Here is a 19,691-nt window from a genome sequence, read left to right on the forward strand (position 1 = left end):
CGGTCGGAGGAACAATTTGAATGGATCCGTACCGCGCCAGTCGCGCCGAAAGATCAAGCGCATTACTGAAAAGCCTGGGCGACCGGGCTTTTTGGAATGCCTGTGCCGCGAGCTACTTCAAACCGCCGCCAGTGGGAGGACTTTCGATGCTGAAGGATTTCAGATGCGGTCACTGCAAACGACTTCTGGCCCGCATGGGCCAGAGCACCGAACTCCAGATCAAATGTCCCCGTTGCGGGACATTGAATCATGTGAAGGCCGTTGAGCCTCGAGTGAACGCCGGCGAGCAATGTATCAACCGTGCAATCAATCACTAACTCAACAGGTGGATCATGAATCGTTTCAAGAAATACGCTACCCCGCTGATGCTTTGCGGCGTCCTGTTCGGTGTCGGAGGCAACGCTGTTGCTGCCAACCTTCTGGTCAACGGTAGCTTCGAACAGCCAGGCTGCAGCGCAAGTTGCATATTGAATACTCCAGCGCAAGCCAACTTCATTACGGGTTGGACGACGTTCCTGTCTGGAGCCGAGTATTTCAACCTGCCCGCTTCGATTGGCGGTTCCCTGGCGGCGGATGGCGTCGTAATTGTCGACTTGGCTAACTATATCTATAGCAACGGCGGCGGCATTCAGCAGAACTTTGCAACCTCCGTTGGCGCCAAGTACCGCTTGACCTTCAGCGCAGGTAATTCGCGTTACGCAAGTCGTTCCGGTGAAGGTGTTATCCAAATAAAAGTGGCGGGCCAAAGTGTCACTTTCAACACCCCTTCAGCAAAAGGTAGAGCTGTTGAGTGGAGCACCATTACGTATGACTTCATCGCGACCTCGCCTCAGACAACCCTGGCTTTTTCCAATGAGCAGAATCCGTATGCCAACTATGCCTTTATCGACAACGTAATCGTTGAGCGACTGTAGAACGTTATCTGGCTGTCCAGGCCTGACCCCCGTTCTTTCATCCATCTCCCCAGGAAACGAGACATGACAAACGAGCAACAAGCGTTGCTGGACATGCCGATCTGGCTGGTCATCGTGCTCGCCCTGGTGGGCGGGGTGACTGGCGAGATGTGGCGTGCCGACAAGGAGGGCGCCCGTGGCTGGTCACTGCTGCGGCGCCTGGCCCTGCGCTCCGGCGCCTGCATGATCTGTGGCGTCTCGGCGATCATGCTGTTGTACGCCATGGGCCTGTCGATCTGGGCCGCCGGGGCCTTCGGTTGCCTGACCGCGATGGCCGGGGCTGACGTGGCCATCGGGCTTTACGAGCGCTGGGCCGCCAAGCGGATGGGCATCAGTGAGCTACCGCCGCGCGATTCCCGTTCCGACCCACATTGATTCCCACTGCTGATCTTCGTGCCGCCATAAAAAACAGGAGGCCTTGATGCCTGCCGTCCTCGAAAAACCTTCGCAGCTGTTGACCGCCATTGCCGAAACGTTGCGAACTGCCATGCCTGGCTTGAACGTCGGGAGCCTCCAGGATTTCAACGACATTGGCGACCCGCCCTGGGTGTTGCTCGCCATCGAGCGTGATGCGGTGGGCCAGCGTTCCAGCGAAGGGCGAATCGCCCATGCCCTGACGGTTTCCCTGCAAGTCGTGTCGTCTGGAACGGCGTCGACAGCGTGCGACCTGGGCTGCGAACTGAAGCAGCGTGTCGTCGACAACCGCTGGAATCTGCCGGGTGATCAATGCGACCCGCCCACGTACATCGATGGCGTCGCGTCGACCTTTGGGAGCGAAACCCGCGCGTACGCCGCCTGGACCCTTTCATTCACCCAGACGCTGTACCTCGGCCCGACATTGCTGGAGGACCCGCTGGGTATTCCGAAATTCGCCCGTACCTGGGAAGTCTCGGACATCGACGACCCGGACCAATACACCGCACTCGAGGGCTGAGCCATGTTTGATGCGCTGTTACAGATGCATCTGGCGCCGATCATCGAGCGTCTGGCGCAGATGGAAACCGAGTTTGAGGACCTGCATCGGCGTGCAGAGAGTTTTTGCCGCATCGGCGTTTGCCAGGAAGTCGATGCGGCCAGCAACACTTGCAAGGTCAGTCACGGCGGGCTGGTGACGCCGGCGATCCGCTTTTTCAACCCGAGCGCCGGCGCCCAGAGCGAGTCGCGGATTCCGTCCGTGGGCGAGCAATGCCTGCTGTTTAACCATGGCGGCGGCGACAGCGGCGGACAGACGGTGGCCTTGTTCGGCCTTAACGGCGGCCAGTTTCCACCCGTCTCGACCCAGGCCTCGCTGACGCGTCGCCTCTATCAGGACGGCACGGAAAACGGCTACGACCACGCCAGCCATGTCCTGCATTGGGAAAACGGCCCGGCGACGTTCAGCGGTTCCCGTGAATCGCTCCAGTTGAGCATTGGCCCGGCGCGATTGGCGATGACACCCCAGGCCATCGAGTTGCAGCTGGGCGCCGGCGGTTTGCGTATCGACGCGACAGGCGTGCATTTCAGCGGCCCGCTGGTGGATCACCAGGGACGCGTCATCAGTACCGCATAAAGGATTTCCCATGATTGGAATCGATCGCAACACCGGCGCGACGGTCGACGACTGGCTGCAATTCGTGCAGCGCGCCACCCGGGCGTTGACCACCCCGTTGGGTACCCGTCAGAAGCGCCCCCTGTACGGCAGCGCCTTGACCGAGCTGCTCGGGCAAAACCTCGGTGACGACCTGCTGCTACTCGCCCAAAGCCACGCAGCGCAGGCGTTCTACAACCCGCACAACGGCATCGACGATTTCGAGCCGCAAGTCATCGTCGCCAATCGACAGGGGGCTGGTTTGCTGTTGCGCTTCGCCGGCACCTGGAAAAACCGCAAACAGACCTTCGAGGTGGTGACATGAGCATGCTGATTCCCGGCCAGAACCAACTGGCCGAACCGGCTATCGTTACCGTCGAAGCGTTCGAGGACCTGCTCGCCGAGTTCAAGACTTTCGTGGTTGAGTACGTTGCCGCGCGCTCTCCCGCAAGCGCCGCGAGGCTGGTCGACAGTCTCGAAAACGAAAGTGAGTTGCTGACCCTTGCCCTTGAGGCATTCTGCGTCCGGCTGCAAACCCACGAACGCAAATACAACGCCCGCATCAAGCAGATGCTGGCGTGGTGGGCCACGGGCAGCAATCTCGATGCTCGCCTCGCGGACATGGGGCTTGAACGTCAATTGCTCGACCCGGGCGACCCCGCGGCATTCCCGCCCATCGCTCCGGTCTACGAGAGCGACGAGGACGCCCGGTTGCGCTATTACCTGGCGCCCCACGCCCCGGCAGCCGGTTCCCGCATGCAGTATCGGCGGGAGATTTTCACCCTGGGGCAACGTCCCGTCGTGAAAGTTGAAAGCGCCTCGGCGGGGCTGGTGACAGTCAGCTACACCTTCGACCCGGATAGCCATGCAGCCCAGATCAAGGACGGCAACGGACGCCGTACGGCACCCGGCGAAGTCACGGTCACGGTGCTGTCCCGAGCGGGCGACGGCACGCCGTCCGAGGCGCTGCTCGCCGGCGTTCGCGAGCATTTCGCCCGGCCCGATGTGCGACCGGAAACGGACCGGGTCATCGTCCAGCCCGCGCAGATCAAGAACTACAGAATCCGCGTCGTGGCAAAAATCAACCCCGGTCCTGATTCAGGCCTGACCCAGGCTGCCGCACAGCAGCAGTTGCGCGAATACGCCGAGGCCTGTCATCGCCTGGAAGGCCGCGTGGATCCGAGCTGGATCGACTACACGCTGCACAGCGCCGGCGCGGTCCAGCTTGAAATTCTCGAACCGCTGGAGCCGATTGTCACGACGGCTTTCCAAGCCCCGTATTGCACGGGCGTCGAGGTTGAGGTGGATACGTTATGAGTGACGACACACATCGCCCAAGCCTGCTGCCGGTCAACAGCTCACCGCTGGAGAAGGCACTTGATCTCGGCTTCGCCCGGTTGCTCGAACGCATCGATCCACCGTTTCCCGAGCTGATGAATCCGCGCGGAACGCCTTTGACGTTCCTGCCGTATCTGGCGGCGGATCGTGGGGTCAGTGAATGGGACGCGGCAGCCAATGATCTGGAAAAGCGCTTGACCGTTTCGTTGTCCTGGCAGATCCAGCGTCAGGCCGGCACGCGTCAGGCGCTGAATCATGCCGTCGAATCTATGGGGTTCACACCCAAGGTCACCGCTTGGTATGAGCAACAACCGCTTGCTCAGCCCTACACCTTTGATGTGCAAGCGGTCATCGGTCGCAGTTGGTCCAGTGGCGATCACAATCGCTTGATACGGCGAATCAATGCCGCCAAGAGCGAGCGTGACCAGGCCACCATCACGCTTGTACATCAAACGAACGGCAGCCTGGCGCTGGCATCAGTCGCAGACGGAGCCTTGAGCGAAGGGGAACTGTTCCTGGACGGAGCGCTGCCATCAATTGATCTTGATGTGCGCCTTATCAGTACCGGTTTTTTTCAACCCTACACCATTAACGATTACGACCTCAGGGCGCAGCCATGACAGAAGACATTACGCGCTTGGTTCGCTTCACTTCCGCCGGCTTGGCCGAAGTGTTGCAGGCAAAGAACCAAGGCTTGAAAGGTGAGATCACTCACATCGGTGCCGGCACCGCTCGCTACGATCCCAGCGGATCGGAAACGGCGCTTCGCAATGAGCGGCAGCGTGTGCCGATCGTGGATTACGAGGACCTTGATCCAGGGCAGCTGAGAATGGCCGCTTTGTTTGAGGGGGCGGATGAATATGAGATTGGCGAGTTCGGTTTCTATCTTTCTACCGGCACGTTGTTAGCGGTGTATTCGGTGGCTGGAAAGTTGCTGACCTACAAAGCGGCGGCCGCGCGAGTATTGCAAAAGTTCACGCTGGATATTTCACCATTGCCGGCGCAAAGCGTCACGGTGGTGATCGGGTCCGACAACCTGAACATTCTATTGAGTGAAGAAATCGCCACGTTGGCTACCGCCAATATCGACAATATGGCGCGGCACGTTGGCCTGATGTTTCGGGTGATGGCGCTCGAAGCTAAATAATCAAATAGTACAAGGAACCTGAATGTGAGCCTGGAAACCACTATCGCGTCGCTGGTATCAGCGGCCAATAACTTGACCACGGCGGTCAATGGAAAGATCGGCAGTATCAACAGTACCATGGCCACCGCACTGGAGCAGTTTAATGAATGGAGGAGTCTCAAGGACGTTGAAGGCGATCCAGCAGCGCTGGGGACGATTCGTCGTAATCTGCTACAAGGTTTTGTCTCAGGTACCGGAGGTGTACAGGGGGTGGGCGCGCAAGGTGATTTTGTGCTAACCGACTTGGGTGCCAGTGCAAACGTCTATATACATTTCAAAGTTCCACTGAACATCAATGTGAACTCGGAAATGTTCTGGTTCAACATAAAAGGTTACAGTTACGGCACTGCGAAAATCATCGAAGAAACGCTGGTCGGCTATTGCTATCAACCCACTCGTACCCTGCAGAATGTTGCTACGTTTGGCAACATGACACCTGCTTGTTACGTTGATACGAACGGTAATGTTGTGATGCGTATTCTGATTCCGAGTATTTATTACACCACTATACGTATCGACACCATGCGTGTAGGAAACGGCCGTTTGTTTAAACTCGGTGATTTGAAAACAAAACTATCGCTGGCTGAAACAGTGGTTTTTAGTTAAGGAGTTGATATGTCTGATTTCCCTGAAGATAACAACGCAGAATTTGCGCTCGCTGTGCCTTCGCCTGACATCGAATGGGCTGCAGTTCGTACCCGTCGCGATCAGCTTCTGCGAGCGACTGACTTTACCCAACTACCGGATTACCCGGCCACTGCTGTCCAGTTAGCCCAGGTCACCGCCTACCGTAAGGCGTTGCGGGATATTCCTGAAACGGTGGAACATCCTGACCAATTGGTGTGGCCTGAGCCGCCAACATTTGTGAAGTAACCCTCACCGCGAAAGCGGTTTTCTTTTGCCCGTACAGAGCCCCTTTAGATGGGGCTTTTGCGTTTTTGCGTCTGGAGAAACTCGCAAATGTCTAACCGCCAAACCTACACCGTGCTCCTCCCATTTCCTACCGGTGGCGGCCACTGGTCGAGCGTCGGCCAGCAGCTCGACTTGCTCGACGTCGAGGCCAGTGCCTTGCGTAGCGCCGGTCGCCTGGAACTGAAAAAAACCGAAGCCGTCGAGTCGGCTTCCACATCGACCCCGGCCAAAAAGGCCGCCACCAAAAAGGCTGAATAACCATGGCTGAGGTTTTGAACTTCGAGCACAACGGCATCACCGTCAATGCCACTGAATCTCCCGAGGCCATGGGTGGCCTGGGGGACAACGTCATCGGGCTGGTCGGCACCGCGCCGAATGCCAACGCGCTGATTCCGAAAAACACCCCGTTTCGCATCAACAGCTTCACCACCCAGGCCCAGCTGGACCCTACCGGTGCCGAGGCGGGGACGTTGTTCCACGCGGTCTACCAGATCCTCAAAGTGGTCAAGGTACCGGTGTATGTGGTTATCGTCGAAGAGGGCGCGACCCTGGCCGACACGCAGAACAATGTGATTGGCGGCATCGAGGCGCAGACCGGACGCAAGTTGGGTCTGGCGGCGTTGAGTGGCGTCGCTGAGGACCTGACCATCATCGGCGCGCCTGGCTTCACCGGCACCAAGGCGGTGGCGAGCGAGTTCGCCTCGTTCGGCAAGCGCATCAAGGCCCGTGTGGTGCTCGACGGCAAAGACGCCTCGGTCGCCGATCAAGTGACCTACAGCCAGGAGCTGGGCGGCGCCGACCTCGGTTTCGACCGTTGCCTGGTGGTGCACAACATGCCGGCTGTGTACTCCAAGGCGGCGAAGAAAAACGTTTTCCTCGCGCCGTCAAGCCTGGCGATTGCCGCGCTCGCCAAGGTCAAGCAATGGGAGAGCCCGGGTAATCAGGTGACCTACGCCGAAGACGTTTCCCGCACCGTGGAATACAACATCCTCGACACCTCCACCGAAGGCGATCTGCTCAACCGCTACGGCGTCAGCTACTACGCCCGCACCATCCTCGGCGGCTTCTCGCTGCTGGGCAACCGCTCCATCACCGGCAAGTTCATCAGCTACGTCGGCCTGGAAGATGCCATCAGCCGCAAGCTGGTGAAAGCCGGCCAGAAAGCCATGGCGAAGAACCTGACCAAGTCGTTCATGGACCAGGAGGTGAAGCGCATCAACGACTGGCTGCAAACCCTGGTCGCCGACGAAACCATTCCCGGCGGCAGCGTGTACCTGCACCCGGAATTGAACAGCGTCGAGAAGTACAAGAACGGCACCTGGTACGTGGTCATCGACTATGGCCGCTACGCGCCGAACGAACACATGATTTATCAACTCAACGCCCGCGATGAAATCATCGAGCAGTTCCTGGAGGATGTTCTCTAATGTTTACCAACCGCGTAAGACAGGCCATTGCGGCCACCCTGCAGGGCCTGCCGTTGTCGGCGACCGTGGAAGAATTCACGCCGCCAAAAATCGAATTCGAAATGGAAGAAATGCGCGGCGGGCGTTTCATCGGCGAGGAGATGGCCAAGAGCGGCAAGGCGCTGACGGCCAAACTGGTGCTGCAAGGTGTCGGTCCGGAAATCATGCTGGCGCTGGGCGTAAGCGTCGGTGACGACATCCTGCTGAACGTGCGCGAGGCCGGTCAGGATCAGGACGGCAACACCTGGTTCACCTACCACACGGTGGGCGGCAAGCTGAAATCCCTCGACGAAGCCGCCCTGAAGATGAACGACAAACCCACCACCACCCTCGAGCTGGCCTGCCGCACCTATAACCGCCTGGAAAGCGGCATCCCGGTGATCGACATTGACGTGCGCACCCAGAAGTTCGTGCTCAACGGCGTCGACATTCTTGGCGATGCGCGTCGCGCGGTGTTGCTGCCTTAAGCCAACGCCAATCCCTGTGGGAGCGAGCCTGCTCGCCAAGGCAGAACATCAGCCGTCATCCATGCTGAATGTCCCAGCGCCTTCGCGAGCAGGCTCGCTCCCACAGCGGATCCCCGTTTTTTCAAGGAATCGATTTCATGTCCTGGATGCCTCCTACCCATGAGCTGCTGTCACCGATCACCGCTGACGACGGTTCGCAGATCGAGCAGTTGCAACTCAAACCGTTGTACTACGCCGCGCAAAAAGACGCCCTGGCCCGTGCCGGCGATGATGAAGACGACCAGTTCTTCGAGCTGGCCAAACTGGCGACCGGCCTGTCGGCCAAGGAGCTGGACCAGCTCAAGCGCCCGGACTACGTGAGCATTGCGCAATACGTGCATGAAATGTCCACGCGCCCGGCATCCCACTTTCTGGATCAGACCGAGGGAGCCCCAGGTGATCCCGACCAGGTGCAATTGCTGCAACCGATCGATGTGGCGGGCCGCAGCCTGACCTCGCTGACCCTGGAAATGCCGGTGCTGCGGGCCACCAAGGCGATGAAAAAACTGAAGACGGCCAAGGAACGCGCCGAGTTCATCACGGCCCATTGCACCGGGCTGATGCTGCCGGACCTGGCCTCGCTGAGCGTGCCTGACTGGACGCAACTTCAGGTACGCATCGACGATTTTTTAAACAAACCGGCGGACTTCTTTCGGAGCGCGACATCGAGGTGATCCTCGATGTGGTGCCGCTCATTTACCCGGTAAGTGAAGCGGAAATCCTGGAGTGGGACGCCGGCAAGGCCTTGCGCCGATACGACATCGCGATCGCTCGCCTTGGCGTGAAACAGGAGTAGAGCGGAATGGCGGACGATAGATATTCGCTCAGATATGCAGCCTTCGATGGGAGTGGGTTGGCGGTCCCCAATGCCAGCGCCAAGAACAGTGTGATCGTTTCCGCTGGGGACCAGCTGCCCGGACTCGATCAGGCGCTGGAAAACCTCGGGCTCAAGCTCGGCTTGCTGACTACGGCAATCGAGTCGTTGACCCTAAAACTCTCGGCACAGCGCGCGTTGTTTCAGGTTATGGGCGCCAGTGCCAAGGGGGATTCAGCCAAAGAGCCAAAAGCGAAGTCGGGTCGTGGAATCGAACCACCGGAACTGCTCAAACCGGCGATAGCAATGGATTCGGCCATGGCCGATCTGAAGCAGGCCGGCCGGTTTACGCCGCGGCAGATCCAGCAGATGGCTGAGCCAACCCAGCGTATCGCCAGCGCGCCATTGGTGGCGGCTGGCGGGACAACAGCGGTTGAGTTGGCGAGAATCGAAGGCCTGGCTGCCAGGGCAGGCATCGGCAGCGATCTGCCCGATGCCTCGGACCGACAATCGGCGCTGTTGCGCTTTGCCAGCGATGCGGGTGTCACCGCATCGACGTTCAAGATGCCAGCCGTGGAAGCCGCCGAGATGCTGCTTGGTTGGCGCACCGCCATGAAGCTCAGCGCCGAGAAAGCCTTTGACCTGGCGGACGCAACCAACCACCTCGGCAAGATTCCCGGCGGTGCGAAAGCGAGCGAGATCGGCACGGTGTTGCAGCGTGACGGTGCGGCCGCGACCTCGGCCGGCCTGCAACCTGCACAGGCCGCTGCGTTGACGGCGGCGTTGCTCAACACCGGTACGCAACAAGCTGAAGCCGGCGCAGCGCTGGCTGGTTTCACGATGGCCTTGGGTAAGGGCAATCAGGCCTCGGCGATCGAACAAGCGGCCTGGACGCAACTCGGGCTTGATCCCAAGGAAGTCGCGAGTGGGTTGCGTGACAAGGACACCGCGCCGGGGACAGTGATGTCGGTGCTGGCGGCGTTGAACGCGCAGCCGGCGGAAAAACGCTCGGACCTTGCCTCTTCGCTGTTTGGCACGCGCGATGAGGCGGTGCTGCGGATGGCGCAGAAACTGACCGACGTGAATGACGCGTTCTTGCAGGTGAAAGACCCGGCCCAGTACGCCACCTCGCAATTGGGTGACAAGGGCTCGGTGCGACAGGACGCGTTGGCGTTGGCGAATACCCGGCAAGGTCGGTGGAACGTCTTCAACGCCAGCAATGAGCGTTTGACACTGGCCACGGGCAATGCGGTAGCGCCCGTGGCGGACAGCTCGCTGCGATGGCTGGGTTCGCTGAACGATGGCATGAGCGAGTTGGCCGAGACTTCACCTAAGACCACAGCTGCCATTGTGCTGGTGGGCGCGGCGCTCAAGCCGCTGGTGGGGGCGCTGCTCAAAGCCGTCGCGGATGAAATGAGCAATCAAGCGGCCAAACGCGTATTGGGCGGCGTGGCGAAGCGTCTTCCCAGGCGCGTGGGAGAAGTGTTCTCTGAAGACTTCAGAAACGACAATCGTAACGCCAGTCCGGATATCAAGGGCGTCAGCCGGCTCGGACCGGCGAGCGTTGCCAAGGCCGAAGCGGGAGTGACCGTCAACGGTTCCCTTCGCAGCATGAGTGCTTCGTTGCGCCCGTTCAGCCGTTTTGCTCCGGGAGCCGTCGCGTTAAGTGCAGCCCCTGAAGTGCTGGAGGGGGCGCTGAGCGGCGACGCTCGCAAGGTTGGCGCTGGCCTGGGCGCCGCTGGCGGCGGCTGGGCGGGAGCATCGGCAGGCGCCACCGCGGGCGCGACGATTGGCACGTTCTTTGGTCCGGGTATCGGCACCGCTATTGGCGGAGCACTCGGCGCAATTGTCGGCGGTCTGGCGGGAAGCTGGCTCGGCGGTGAGTCGGGCTCCTGGTTGGGCGAAAAACTCGCCTCGCCCGTCGATAAGCTCGCCGCTCCCGAGCAGGTCAGCAAAGACCTGAGCGGCACCCCGGCGACCGGCCAGCAAAACAACCTGACCGCGAACATCTACATCAATGGCCAGGATCAGGCCAGTGCCGCCCAGTTGGCGAACCTGGTTGTGCAACAGATCACTAGCCAATTCCAACTCATGCCCAACTCGCTCGCCATGCGCAGTGACGCGGCCCTGACCGACGGAGTGACCTGATGCGTCAGCAAATGGCCCTGGGCAGTTTCATTTTCGGGCTGTCCCGCAGTTTCGCCTACCACTCCCTGGTCCGCACCTCGGACGGTGGCTGGAAAAGCATCGACATCCTTACCAGCAAACCCAAGTCCAGCCAGATCGGCCAAGGCCTGCAGGGGCTGACGATCACCGGCAAATCGATGTACTCGACCGCCATGGATCGACTTGATGAGCTGCGCGCATTGCAAGCCCTGCGCACCCCACTGCCGTTGGTGGATGGCATCGGTCGCAACTGGGGCCTGTGGCAGATCAACAAGGTCACGGAAACTCAGACCGAGGTCATTGATGACGGCACGGCCATGGTGGTCGGCTGGGTGGTTGAATTGACGGAGTTCGCCAATGCGTAGAGTACGAAGTATCGCCGGTGACTCGGTGAATCTGCTGCTGTACCGCGAGCTCGGGCGTTGTGATGACGCCGCCGAAGAAGCGCTCTGGCTGCTCAATCCGGGATTGGCCGAATGGGGCCCGGTATTGCCTGCGGGCGTTTGGGTTGTCTTGCCTGAGGTGGACCTCAGGCCTGTTGCAATCCCAGCGGTTTCAGCCTGGGATTAAGGAGGCGCCATGTCATTGGGTTTTACGCCTGCAGTGGAAATTTATGGCGCGAACGCCGCGCTGCTCAACGAACGCCTGCTCAGTTGGACGCACATCGACGCGGCGGGCATCGAGTCCGATCAACTGACACTGACCATCAGCCTGGAGGGGCTTGAAGGCATGCCCAGCCTGGGCGGCAAGATCGGCCTGCGGGTCGGTTATCTGGAGTCGGGACTTGTGGATAAAGGCGAATTCGTCGTGACCCGGCGTACACCGACCCTGTTCCCCTTGCGCCTGACACTGGTGGCGACAGCCGCGCCGTTCAGCGCCTCGGACCAGACTGGTTTCAAGCAGCGCCGATCCGTCAGCCATGGCCCGACGACCCTGGGCGCGCTGTTTCGGGCACTGGCCTCAAGGCACGGTTTTTCCCCCCGGGTGGCGCCGGAACTGTCACTGATAAAAATCGAGCACATCGACCAAACCAACGAAACCGACATGGGCTTCCTGACCCGTCTGGCCCATCGTTATGACGCGGTCGCCAAGCCGGTCAACGAGCTGTATGTGCTGGCCCGGCGCGGGCAGGCGAAATCGCTGTCGGGCAAAGTCTTGCCTGAGGTAAAGCTGTCGGTGACGACGAACAATCGCCCAGGCGACCAGGCGTTTACGTCGGCGATCCTCGATGAGACCGCCCGGGCCAAATACCAGGGTTGCAAGACCACCTGGTGGGATGCGGCGGCGGGCAAGCTGCGGGTCGAAGAGGGCGGCATTGCACCTTTCAAGACCTTGCGCCAGCGCTTCCAGAGCGCCGACGACGCCCGCGCCGCCGCTGAGGGCGAGACACGGCGGATGATGCGCGAAGCCCTCAAGGTCGCCATCGAGTGCCCGGGCAACCCGGCCTTGTCCGCTGAGGGCATCGTGCTGCTTGACCCCTCCTGGCCGGATTTCATGCGCGGGCGTTGGTCGATCGACAAAGTCACCGCCAGTGGCAGCCGGGAAAAAAGCTATCGCTGCAAGATCGATGCGACCTGCCTGGATGCCAGGGCCTGACACTGGCCTCTTGTGGGAGCGAGCCTGCTCGCGATAGCCGTCTGACATTCAACACTGGTGTTGCCTGATACACCGCTTTCCCGGGCAGGCTCGCTCCCACAGGTTTCCCTGACGCTACCTTCCATACCACTGGAATTCCCCCATGAAAATCACCCCGATCCTCACGCAACTGCGTGAGCAATGCCCCACGCTCGCCCAACGTGTGGTGGCAGGCTTTGACCTTGCCACGCTGCAAGCCCAGGCCCCGCTGCAAACCCCCTGCGCCTATGTCCTGGCAACCGCCGACGGTGCCAGTAGGAACGCGGCGCAGAACGTCACGCTGCAAGCGGTACGCGATCGTTTCGATGCCGTGCTGGTGCTCGACGCGACTGACGCGACAAAAGCGCTGGATCTGTTGCACGACCTGCGGGCTGAACTGTGGCGCGCGCTGGTGGGGTTCAAGCCGGGCGCTGAGTACACCGGAGTCGAGTACGACGGCAGCGAGCTGGTTTCCATCAATAGCAGTCGCGTGTTGTACCGGCTGCGCTTTTTCGTCGAGTTCCAGCTGGGCCGCAATCTGCCGGGCCAGCCTGCCGAAAGCTGGCATGAGCGTGAACTGGACGGCTTGTCGTCCTTTACCGGGGCCACCGTGCGCGTCGATGCCATCGACCCGGCGGACCCCAACCTGAAACGTCCCGGCCCCGACGGGCGCCTGGAACTGACTTTCTCTGGAGACGTAACCCCATGAGCAAACGCATCACCGTGCTGCCGGCCCCTGGCCGCGCCGTACCGGACCCGGAAGCGGGCGATCTGTTGCCCCTCGAAGGCCGTGAAGTGCCGGACAACGCCTGGTGGCGTCGACGTCTGGCCGATGGCGATATCACTACCAAAGCCGTGCAAGCGGCAAAACCAAAGGGAGCCAAATAATGGCGATTGGATTCAGCAACATTCCCGCGGACATTCGTGTTCCGCTGTTCTACGCCGAGATGGACAATTCGGCCGCCAATAGCGCGTCGTCGGCGATGCGCCGGTTGATCGTCGCCCAGGTCAACGACAACATCGCCCCGGCCGAAGCCGGCAAGCTGGTGCTGGTGTCCAGCGTCGCGCTGGCCAAGAGCATTGGCGGGCAAGGCTCGATGCTGGCGTCGATGTACGAAACCTGGCGCAAGACCGACCCGATCGGTGAGATCTGGTGCCTGCCGCTGCATAACGTCGAAGGGGCGATTGCCCAAGGTACGCTGACGCTGACCGGCAGCGCTGCGGAGAGCAGCGTGCTCAACCTGTACGTCGGTGGTGTGCGTGTCCAGGCCGCCGTCGTCAAAGGTGCCAGCGCTGCCCAGGCGGCCACGGCGCTGACCCTCAAGATCAACGCATCCGCCGACCTGCCGGTGACCGCCGCGGCCGCCGAAGGCGTGGTGACCCTGAGTGCCAAATGGACCGGCGCCAGCGGCAATGACATCAGCCTGCAATTCAATCGCCTGGGCAAGAGCAACGGCGAAGACACCCCGGCCGGCTTGACCACGGCCATCACTGCCATGGCCGGCGGCGCCGGTGTGCCGGACCAGACCGCCGCCGTCGCCGCCCTGGGCGATGAGCCGTTCGAATTCATCGCCATGCCGTGGTCCGACGTGTCGAGCCTCGACACCTGGCAAGCGGTCATGGATGACAGCACCGGTCGCTGGTCCTGGGCCAAGCAGTTGTTCGGCCACGTCTACAGTGCCAAGCGCGGCACTCTTGGCACTCTTGTCGCCGCCGGCCAGGCCCGCAACGACCAGCACATGACCATCCAGGCCCTGGAGCCGGGCGTGCCGCAACCGTTCTGGGTTCAGGCCGCTGCGCTGGCCGCGCGCACTGCCGTGTTCATTTCCGCCGACGCCAGCCGCCCGACCCAGAGCGGCAGCCTGCCGGGGCTCGATCCGGCACCGGCCAGCGAGCGCTTCACCCTGACCGAGCGACAGTCGTTGCTCAACTACGGCATCGCGACCGCTTACTACGAAGGCGGCTACGTTCGTATCCAGCGTTCCATCACGACCTATCAGAAGAATGCCTTCGGCCAGGCGGACAACTCCTACCTGGACAGCGAAACCATGCACCAGTCGGCGTTCATCGTGCGGCGCCTGCAAAGCGTGATCACCAGCAAATACGGTCGCCACAAACTGGCCTCCGACGGTACTCGTTTCGGCGCCGGCCAGCCCATCGTCACCCCGAGCACCATTCGCGGTGAGTTGATCGCCCAGTACGCCAAGCTTGAGTTGGAAGGTCATGTGGAAAACGCCGAGCTGTTTGCCGAGCACTTGATCGTCGAACGCGACAGCCAGGACCCGAGCCGGGTCAACGTGCTGTTCCCGCCGGATTACATCAACGGACTGCGCGTGTTCGCGCTGCTCAACCAATTCCGCCTGCAATACGACGCCGCCGCCTGACAGTGGTACTCAGTTGCATGAATTCAGCCCACCTCGCGTGGGCTTTTTATTGAAGGGAGAAACACCATGGGTCAACTGATTGCGGGCACCTGCTACGTCAAAGTGGACGGCGCTCAACTGACCATCAGTGGCGGCTGTGAAGCACCACTGATGTTTACCAAACGCGAAACCGTCGTACCGGGTTTCTACAAGGAAACCGACATCGCGCCGTCGTTCAAGGTCACCGCGCTGCACACCGCCGACTTCCCGCTCAAGCAGCTGGTCGCCGGCACTGACATGACCGTCACCTGCGAATTCAGCAACGGCAAGGTCTACGTGCTGGCTGGCGCGTATCTGGTGGAAGAGCCGGTATCCAAAGGTGACGACGCCACCATCGAGCTGAAATTCGAAGGCATCAAGGGGACCTGGCAATGACTGGTGTCGTGGCGTTGCGCGTGGCCATCGAGGCCCACGGCGAGCCGTTGAGCGAACTGACCTTGCGCCGTCCGACGGTGCAGGAGGTCCGTGCGATCAAGGCGCTGCCGTACAAGATCGACAAGAGCGAGGAGGTCAGCCTGGACATGGACGTCGCGGCCAGATACATCGCGGTCTGCGCCGGGATTCCACCGTCGTCGGTCAACCAGTTGGACCTGGCTGACCTCAACGCGCTGAGCTGGGCCGTCGCGAGTTTTTTCATGAGTGCGGCGTCGCAGCCATCGGCGACCTGATCACCGCCACCTATGACCTGGCCTGGTTCTGGAAGGTTGACCCCGAACAGATGATGGCCAGGCCACTGGATGTGCTCCGCGAATCCCTGGAGCACGCGCAACGGATCAATGCGATGCAGCAGGTGCAGTGATGGCAGAGACACAGAAGGTAGAGAAAAAGGCGCTACTGCTGACCGGTATCGACGAGCTGTCGCCCAAGCTCGCCAGCCTGCGAGCGAAGGTCGCGAGTTTCAAGCAGAACCTCGACGCCACGGGCCTGGGCAGCCTGGATATTTCCGGGCTGCTGCCCAGCGGCGGCCTGGCCCAACCGTTCATGGACGGGCTCAAGTCGGCACTGGCCTTCAAGGACGAAGCTGGCGTAGCGAGCGCGGCAGCCAGTGCCGTCCAGGCGCCGGAAGCGCCTCGCGTAGCGGCACAGAACCTGGAGGGATTGAAGACTTCCATCAGCAACGTGTCGGTGCAGTTCGGCTCGGCGCTGGGGCCTGCGGTCAACGCGGTGGCAGTCAGTTTGCAGCCGATGGTCAACGGCGTGGCCCAGGTGCTGCAGGACAACCCGCAACTGGTACAAGGCCTGGCGAATGGCGTCGTCGCGTTCAACGCGATCCAGGCGGCAGTCAGCGGCGCGAGCCAGGCAATGGAAGTGATCAACCTGGCCTTGAAGATGAACCCCATCGGCTTGATTGCCATGGGCATCGCCTTGGCGGCAGGGATGATTATCGCCCACTGGACGCCGATCTCGGCGTTTTTTGCCGGGCTCTGGCAACGGCTGGCGCCGATCGTCCTGCCAATGGTCGAGTTCTTCAAGACGCTGTTCGCCTTTACCCCGATGGGGCAGGTGATCAGCAACTGGGGGCCGATCAGCAGCTTTTTTGGCGCCCTCTGGAATGTGATCGTGGCGGCGGCGACGCCGATCATCGGTTTCATGCAGACGCTGTTCGCCTGGTCGCCCCTGGGGTTGATCATTGCCAACTGGACGCCCCTGAGCGGGATGTTCGCGGCGATCTGGGATTTGCTCAAGGCCTTGACCGTGCCGGTGATGGACGCGCTGAAAGGCCTGTTCGACTGGACGCCGTTGGGGCTGATCATGGCCAACTGGGGCACGATTGGCGAAGTCTTCGCCGGGATCTGGGAGGGCATTCGCAATCAGGTTTCGATCATGCTGGCGGTGTTCAGCGGCCTGTTCGACTGGTCGCCCATCGAGGGCCTGACCCGGCAGTGGGGACCGGTGGGCGAATGGTTCAGCCAATGGTGGGACGAGCTGCAGGGCGTAATCGCGCCAATCAAGGCGTTCTTCAACGGCGGCTTCGGCGAGGTGATTGCCTCGTTCACCGGCAAGGTCGAGGGACTGGCCGAGGCGCAGCGCGCCACCAATGCCGAAGGCAAGGGTGAGCTGGCACCGGCGTTTTTTGGCGGGGCCAGCGAGCAGCCTTCGGGGCTGTCTTCAAGCCTTGCGCCGACACCTGCCACGGCGTCTCCCAGAGCGTCCTTGACCCCAGGGGCATTGCCGCAAACTTCCGGAGCCCTGGTGCAACAAAGCGCCGCCAACAACCGCACGCAACTGGAAGGCGGCCTGACGGTGCGCTTCGAAAACGCGCCGGCGGGGTTGCGCGCCGACCCGCCCCAGACCAATCAACCGGGCCTGGCGGTGAGTTCGCGCATCGGTTATCGCTCACTTTCCGCAGGAGGTTCCAATGAGCTGGCGTGATCGTTTGTTGCCGGCGTCGTTTCGTGGCGTCGGGTTCTGGGTCGACCAGGCGAAAACCCCGATCGGTCATAAAGGCCAGTTGCATGAGTACCCGCAGCGTGACCAACCGTATTTCGAAGGGCTCGGCCGGCAGGCACGCATCCACGAGTTGACGGCGTTCATCGTCGGCCCCGATTGCCTGGAGCAGCGCGACAAACTGCTCGCAGCCTTGGAGCAGGGTAGCGGCGAACTGGTGCATCCATGGCTGGGGCGCCTGCAGGTCAAAGTGGGCGAATGCGACATGACCCAGACCCGCCAGGACGGCGGGCTGGTCACGTTTGCCCTGAAGTTCTACCCCGACCAGCCGCTGCAGTTTCCTTCGGCGGCGGTCAACAGCCAGAAACTGCTGCTGGTCTCGGCCGACAGTTTCCTTGGCTCGGCGGTGCGGCGTTTCGAAGACGCCATGAGCCTGATCAAGGCGGCGCGGATCGGCATCGCGGATCTGCGCAACAGCCTCAAGGAGGTCTATGGCGTCATCGAGCAGGAGCTCAAACCATTGATCGAGACCTATCGGCAACTCAGCGATCTGGTCAAGGCGGTCAAGGAGCTGCCCAAGGAAGTGGCGGCGGAATTCAAGGGACTGCTGGGTGACATTCGGGAGCTGAAGGATTTTGCCCGTGACGGCTATCGCGGCGTGATTGCCAGCGTGTCGCAACAGGTGGAAGCCATCCGTCAGGCGGACGCGCCCAAACTCACCACCGGCAAGGACACCACGGCGGCGGCCCAGGCGGTTGCCGATCTGGTCCAGGACACCTTGCTGGTGCAAGCGGCGCAATGGATTGCGGCGATGCCAGTGGCGGCGCCGGTGGTCAAGCTGGACGCCACTCCATCGGTGGCGCAACAGGCGGTGCAGCCGGTCCAGCGCCGAGACGTGCCGGTGGCCGATGACGTGCTCGCCTTGCGCGATGCCCTCAACGAAGCCATCTGGCAGGCTTCCCTCAAGGCCGCTCCGGATCACTACCAGGCAATGAACAACCTGCGTCAGCAAATGGCCGCGCACTTGACGGCCGTGGCGTCGTCCGGTGTCCGGCTGATCAACCTGTCGTTCAAGCAAAGCCTGCCGGCGCTGGTGGTGGCGTATCAGCAATTTGCTGACGCTACCCGGGTGACCGAGGTGACCCAGCGCAACGGCGTGGCGCATCCTGGCTTCCTGCCGCCCAACGACCTGAAAGTCTCCGGGGAGTGAGCCATGAATGAGCTCGACAACGCTGTCACGCTCACCGTCGGCGGGCTGGATTACGGCGGCTGGAAAAGCGTGGAAATCAGTGCGGACCTGGAGCGCCAGTTCCGCACCTTCAAACTCGACATCACCTGGCAATGGCCGGGGCAGACCCAGGCGGTGCCGATTCGTCCCGGTGACGAATGCCAGGTGCGCATCGGCGCCGACCTGCTGCTCAGCGGCTACGTGTTCAAGGCGCCCATCAGCTACGACGGCCGGCAGATCAGCCTGAGCATCGAAGGCGGCTCCAAGACTCAGGACCTGGTGGACTGCGCGGCGATCAACCGCCCGACGCAATGGCGCGGGCAAACATTGCTGAGCATCGTCCAGGCGCTGGCATCGCCCTATGCCGTGGGGGTGGTCAGCGAGATCCCGGAAACCGCGCGCCTGAGCGAGCACAGCATCGTGCCTGGAGAAACGGTGTTTCAATCCATCGACCGTTTGTTGACGTTGTTCCGGGTGTTTTCCTCCGATGACCCGCAAGGTCGCGTGCTGCTGGCCAAGCCCGGCAGCGGTGGGCGGGCCAGCGATGTGCTGGAACTGGGCAAGAATATTCTTTCGGGCAACGCGCCGATGGACTACAGCCAGGTATTTTCCGAATACCGGGTCATCGGCCAGCACAAAGGCAATGACCAGCAGAGCGGGGCGGCGGTGAGCGAGGTCTCGGGCACCGCCACTGACCTGGGCTTCAAGCGCAAGCGGGTGACCGTCATCAGCGAAAGTGCTCAGTTGACCCCGGCGCTGGCCCAGCAACGGGCCGACTGGGAAAGCGCGATTCGCAGCGGCCGCGCCCTGACCACCACCTACCGCGTGCAGGGCTGGCGCCAGGCCAACGGCGATCTCTGGCGGCACAACACCCTGGTGCGGGTGATCGATCCGGTGCTGGGGTTTGACGCTGACATGCTGATCTCCAAGGTCACCTATTCGCTGTCCGCCCAGGGTTCGATCACCACCTTGCAAGTCGCCCCGCCGCACACCTTCGACGCCAACCCGGTGCCACCCAAGACCTGAGCCCGACGCCGATACCCGCCCTGCGCAAATCCGTTGTGGGAGCGAGCCTGCTCGCGAAAGCGGTGGTTCGGCTTGCATCGATGTTGAATGTGCCGGTGCCTTCG

General features: G+C 61.5%; 27 protein-coding genes. All 27 read left to right on the forward strand.

What is annotated here, in order from left to right; genetic code table 11:
* Positions 1 to 146: 146 nt before the first annotated feature.
* The 27 genes from J3P96_RS06315 (at position 147) to J3P96_RS06445 (ending at position 19,587) form a co-directional block, all read left to right on the forward strand.
* Positions 147 to 317 carry a Com family DNA-binding transcriptional regulator gene (locus tag J3P96_RS06315; protein ID WP_434658103.1) on the forward strand — a complete coding sequence of 57 codons (171 nt, stop codon included), beginning with the start codon at positions 147 to 149 and terminating at the stop codon, positions 315 to 317.
* 15 nt (positions 318 to 332) lie between these two features.
* Positions 333 to 914, forward strand: coding sequence for a DUF642 domain-containing protein (locus J3P96_RS06320; protein ID WP_434628726.1), 582 nt, complete (start codon positions 333 to 335; stop codon positions 912 to 914).
* Between the two features lie 63 nt (positions 915 to 977).
* Complete coding sequence (locus J3P96_RS06325; protein ID WP_434656069.1) at positions 978 to 1,328, forward strand: phage holin family protein; 351 nt, start codon at positions 978 to 980, stop codon at positions 1,326 to 1,328.
* A 46-nt stretch (positions 1,329 to 1,374) separates the two neighbouring features.
* Positions 1,375 to 1,887 (forward strand): hypothetical protein, encoded by a 513-nt coding sequence (locus J3P96_RS06330; protein ID WP_434656071.1) that lies wholly within the window; start codon positions 1,375 to 1,377, stop codon positions 1,885 to 1,887.
* A 3-nt stretch (positions 1,888 to 1,890) separates the two neighbouring features.
* Entirely contained in the window at positions 1,891 to 2,502 is a 612-nt protein-coding gene (locus J3P96_RS06335) for a phage baseplate assembly protein V (protein WP_434628732.1), read from the forward strand.
* Positions 2,503 to 2,512: 10 nt separating this feature from the next.
* On the forward strand, positions 2,513 to 2,845 hold the full coding sequence (locus J3P96_RS06340) for a phage baseplate protein (protein WP_434628734.1): 333 nt from the start codon (positions 2,513 to 2,515) through the stop codon (positions 2,843 to 2,845).
* Positions 2,842 to 3,837 (forward strand): baseplate J/gp47 family protein, encoded by a 996-nt coding sequence (locus J3P96_RS06345; RefSeq protein WP_434656073.1) that lies wholly within the window; start codon positions 2,842 to 2,844, stop codon positions 3,835 to 3,837. The genes J3P96_RS06340 and J3P96_RS06345 overlap by 4 nt, the downstream gene beginning before the upstream one ends.
* Entirely contained in the window at positions 3,834 to 4,478 is a 645-nt protein-coding gene (locus tag J3P96_RS06350) for a phage tail protein I (RefSeq protein WP_434628738.1), read from the forward strand. Before J3P96_RS06345 ends, J3P96_RS06350 begins: the two co-directional genes overlap by 4 nt.
* Complete coding sequence (locus tag J3P96_RS06355; RefSeq protein ID WP_434628740.1) at positions 4,475 to 5,005, forward strand: hypothetical protein; 531 nt, start codon at positions 4,475 to 4,477, stop codon at positions 5,003 to 5,005. Before J3P96_RS06350 ends, J3P96_RS06355 begins: the two co-directional genes overlap by 4 nt.
* Before the next feature lie 24 nt (positions 5,006 to 5,029).
* The gene (locus tag J3P96_RS06360; protein WP_434656074.1) at positions 5,030 to 5,650 is read left to right on the forward strand and encodes a hypothetical protein; all 621 of its coding nucleotides are present in this window, start codon (positions 5,030 to 5,032) and stop codon (positions 5,648 to 5,650) included.
* Positions 5,651 to 5,659: 9 nt separating this feature from the next.
* Complete coding sequence (locus tag J3P96_RS06365) at positions 5,660 to 5,917, forward strand: tail fiber assembly protein (RefSeq protein ID WP_434628744.1); 258 nt, start codon at positions 5,660 to 5,662, stop codon at positions 5,915 to 5,917.
* An 87-nt stretch (positions 5,918 to 6,004) separates the two neighbouring features.
* Positions 6,005 to 6,214, forward strand: coding sequence for a hypothetical protein (locus tag J3P96_RS06370; RefSeq protein ID WP_434656076.1), 210 nt, complete (start codon positions 6,005 to 6,007; stop codon positions 6,212 to 6,214).
* A 2-nt stretch (positions 6,215 to 6,216) separates the two neighbouring features.
* Positions 6,217 to 7,383 (forward strand): phage tail protein, encoded by a 1,167-nt coding sequence (locus J3P96_RS06375; RefSeq protein ID WP_434656078.1) that lies wholly within the window; start codon positions 6,217 to 6,219, stop codon positions 7,381 to 7,383.
* Positions 7,383 to 7,889 carry a phage major tail tube protein gene (locus J3P96_RS06380; protein WP_434656079.1) on the forward strand — a complete coding sequence of 169 codons (507 nt, stop codon included), beginning with the start codon at positions 7,383 to 7,385 and terminating at the stop codon, positions 7,887 to 7,889. Before J3P96_RS06375 ends, J3P96_RS06380 begins: the two co-directional genes overlap by 1 nt.
* A gap of 137 nt (positions 7,890 to 8,026) precedes the next feature.
* A complete protein-coding gene (locus tag J3P96_RS06385; RefSeq protein WP_434656081.1) occupies positions 8,027 to 8,602 on the forward strand; it encodes a phage tail assembly protein in 576 nt (191 codons plus the stop codon).
* 128 nt (positions 8,603 to 8,730) lie between these two features.
* A complete protein-coding gene (locus J3P96_RS06390; protein ID WP_434656082.1) occupies positions 8,731 to 10,890 on the forward strand; it encodes a phage tail tape measure protein in 2,160 nt (719 codons plus the stop codon).
* A complete protein-coding gene (locus J3P96_RS06395; protein ID WP_434628754.1) occupies positions 10,890 to 11,273 on the forward strand; it encodes a phage tail protein in 384 nt (127 codons plus the stop codon). The genes J3P96_RS06390 and J3P96_RS06395 overlap by 1 nt, the downstream gene beginning before the upstream one ends.
* Positions 11,266 to 11,478, forward strand: a complete 213-nt coding sequence (locus tag J3P96_RS06400) for a tail protein X (protein WP_434656084.1) — start codon at positions 11,266 to 11,268, stop codon at positions 11,476 to 11,478. Before J3P96_RS06395 ends, J3P96_RS06400 begins: the two co-directional genes overlap by 8 nt.
* A 9-nt stretch (positions 11,479 to 11,487) precedes the next feature.
* Positions 11,488 to 12,504 (forward strand): phage late control D family protein, encoded by a 1,017-nt coding sequence (locus J3P96_RS06405; RefSeq protein ID WP_434656086.1) that lies wholly within the window; start codon positions 11,488 to 11,490, stop codon positions 12,502 to 12,504.
* 142 nt (positions 12,505 to 12,646) lie between these two features.
* A complete protein-coding gene (locus J3P96_RS06410) occupies positions 12,647 to 13,231 on the forward strand; it encodes a phage tail terminator protein (protein ID WP_434656088.1) in 585 nt (194 codons plus the stop codon).
* Entirely contained in the window at positions 13,228 to 13,410 is a 183-nt protein-coding gene (locus tag J3P96_RS06415) for a DUF2635 domain-containing protein (RefSeq protein ID WP_434601704.1), read from the forward strand. The genes J3P96_RS06410 and J3P96_RS06415 overlap by 4 nt, the downstream gene beginning before the upstream one ends.
* Positions 13,410 to 14,906, forward strand: coding sequence for a phage tail sheath subtilisin-like domain-containing protein (locus J3P96_RS06420; protein ID WP_434656090.1), 1,497 nt, complete (start codon positions 13,410 to 13,412; stop codon positions 14,904 to 14,906). The genes J3P96_RS06415 and J3P96_RS06420 overlap by 1 nt, the downstream gene beginning before the upstream one ends.
* Positions 14,907 to 14,972: 66 nt before the next feature.
* Positions 14,973 to 15,320 carry a phage tail tube protein gene (locus J3P96_RS06425; RefSeq protein WP_434656093.1) on the forward strand — a complete coding sequence of 116 codons (348 nt, stop codon included), beginning with the start codon at positions 14,973 to 14,975 and terminating at the stop codon, positions 15,318 to 15,320.
* The gene (locus tag J3P96_RS06430; protein ID WP_434628765.1) at positions 15,317 to 15,613 is read left to right on the forward strand and encodes a phage tail assembly protein; all 297 of its coding nucleotides are present in this window, start codon (positions 15,317 to 15,319) and stop codon (positions 15,611 to 15,613) included. Before J3P96_RS06425 ends, J3P96_RS06430 begins: the two co-directional genes overlap by 4 nt.
* Positions 15,614 to 15,743: 130 nt before the next feature.
* The gene (locus J3P96_RS06435; RefSeq protein WP_434656095.1) at positions 15,744 to 17,318 is read left to right on the forward strand and encodes a phage tail protein; all 1,575 of its coding nucleotides are present in this window, start codon (positions 15,744 to 15,746) and stop codon (positions 17,316 to 17,318) included.
* Complete coding sequence (locus J3P96_RS06440) at positions 17,305 to 18,543, forward strand: DNA circularization protein (RefSeq protein ID WP_434656097.1); 1,239 nt, start codon at positions 17,305 to 17,307, stop codon at positions 18,541 to 18,543. Before J3P96_RS06435 ends, J3P96_RS06440 begins: the two co-directional genes overlap by 14 nt.
* A 3-nt stretch (positions 18,544 to 18,546) precedes the next feature.
* Entirely contained in the window at positions 18,547 to 19,587 is a 1,041-nt protein-coding gene (locus tag J3P96_RS06445; protein WP_434656099.1) for a phage baseplate assembly protein, read from the forward strand.
* The last annotated feature ends 104 nt before the right edge of the window (positions 19,588 to 19,691 follow it).

Source organism: Pseudomonas sp. R3-56, assembly GCF_051132075.1.
GTDB lineage: Bacteria > Pseudomonadota > Gammaproteobacteria > Pseudomonadales > Pseudomonadaceae > Aquipseudomonas.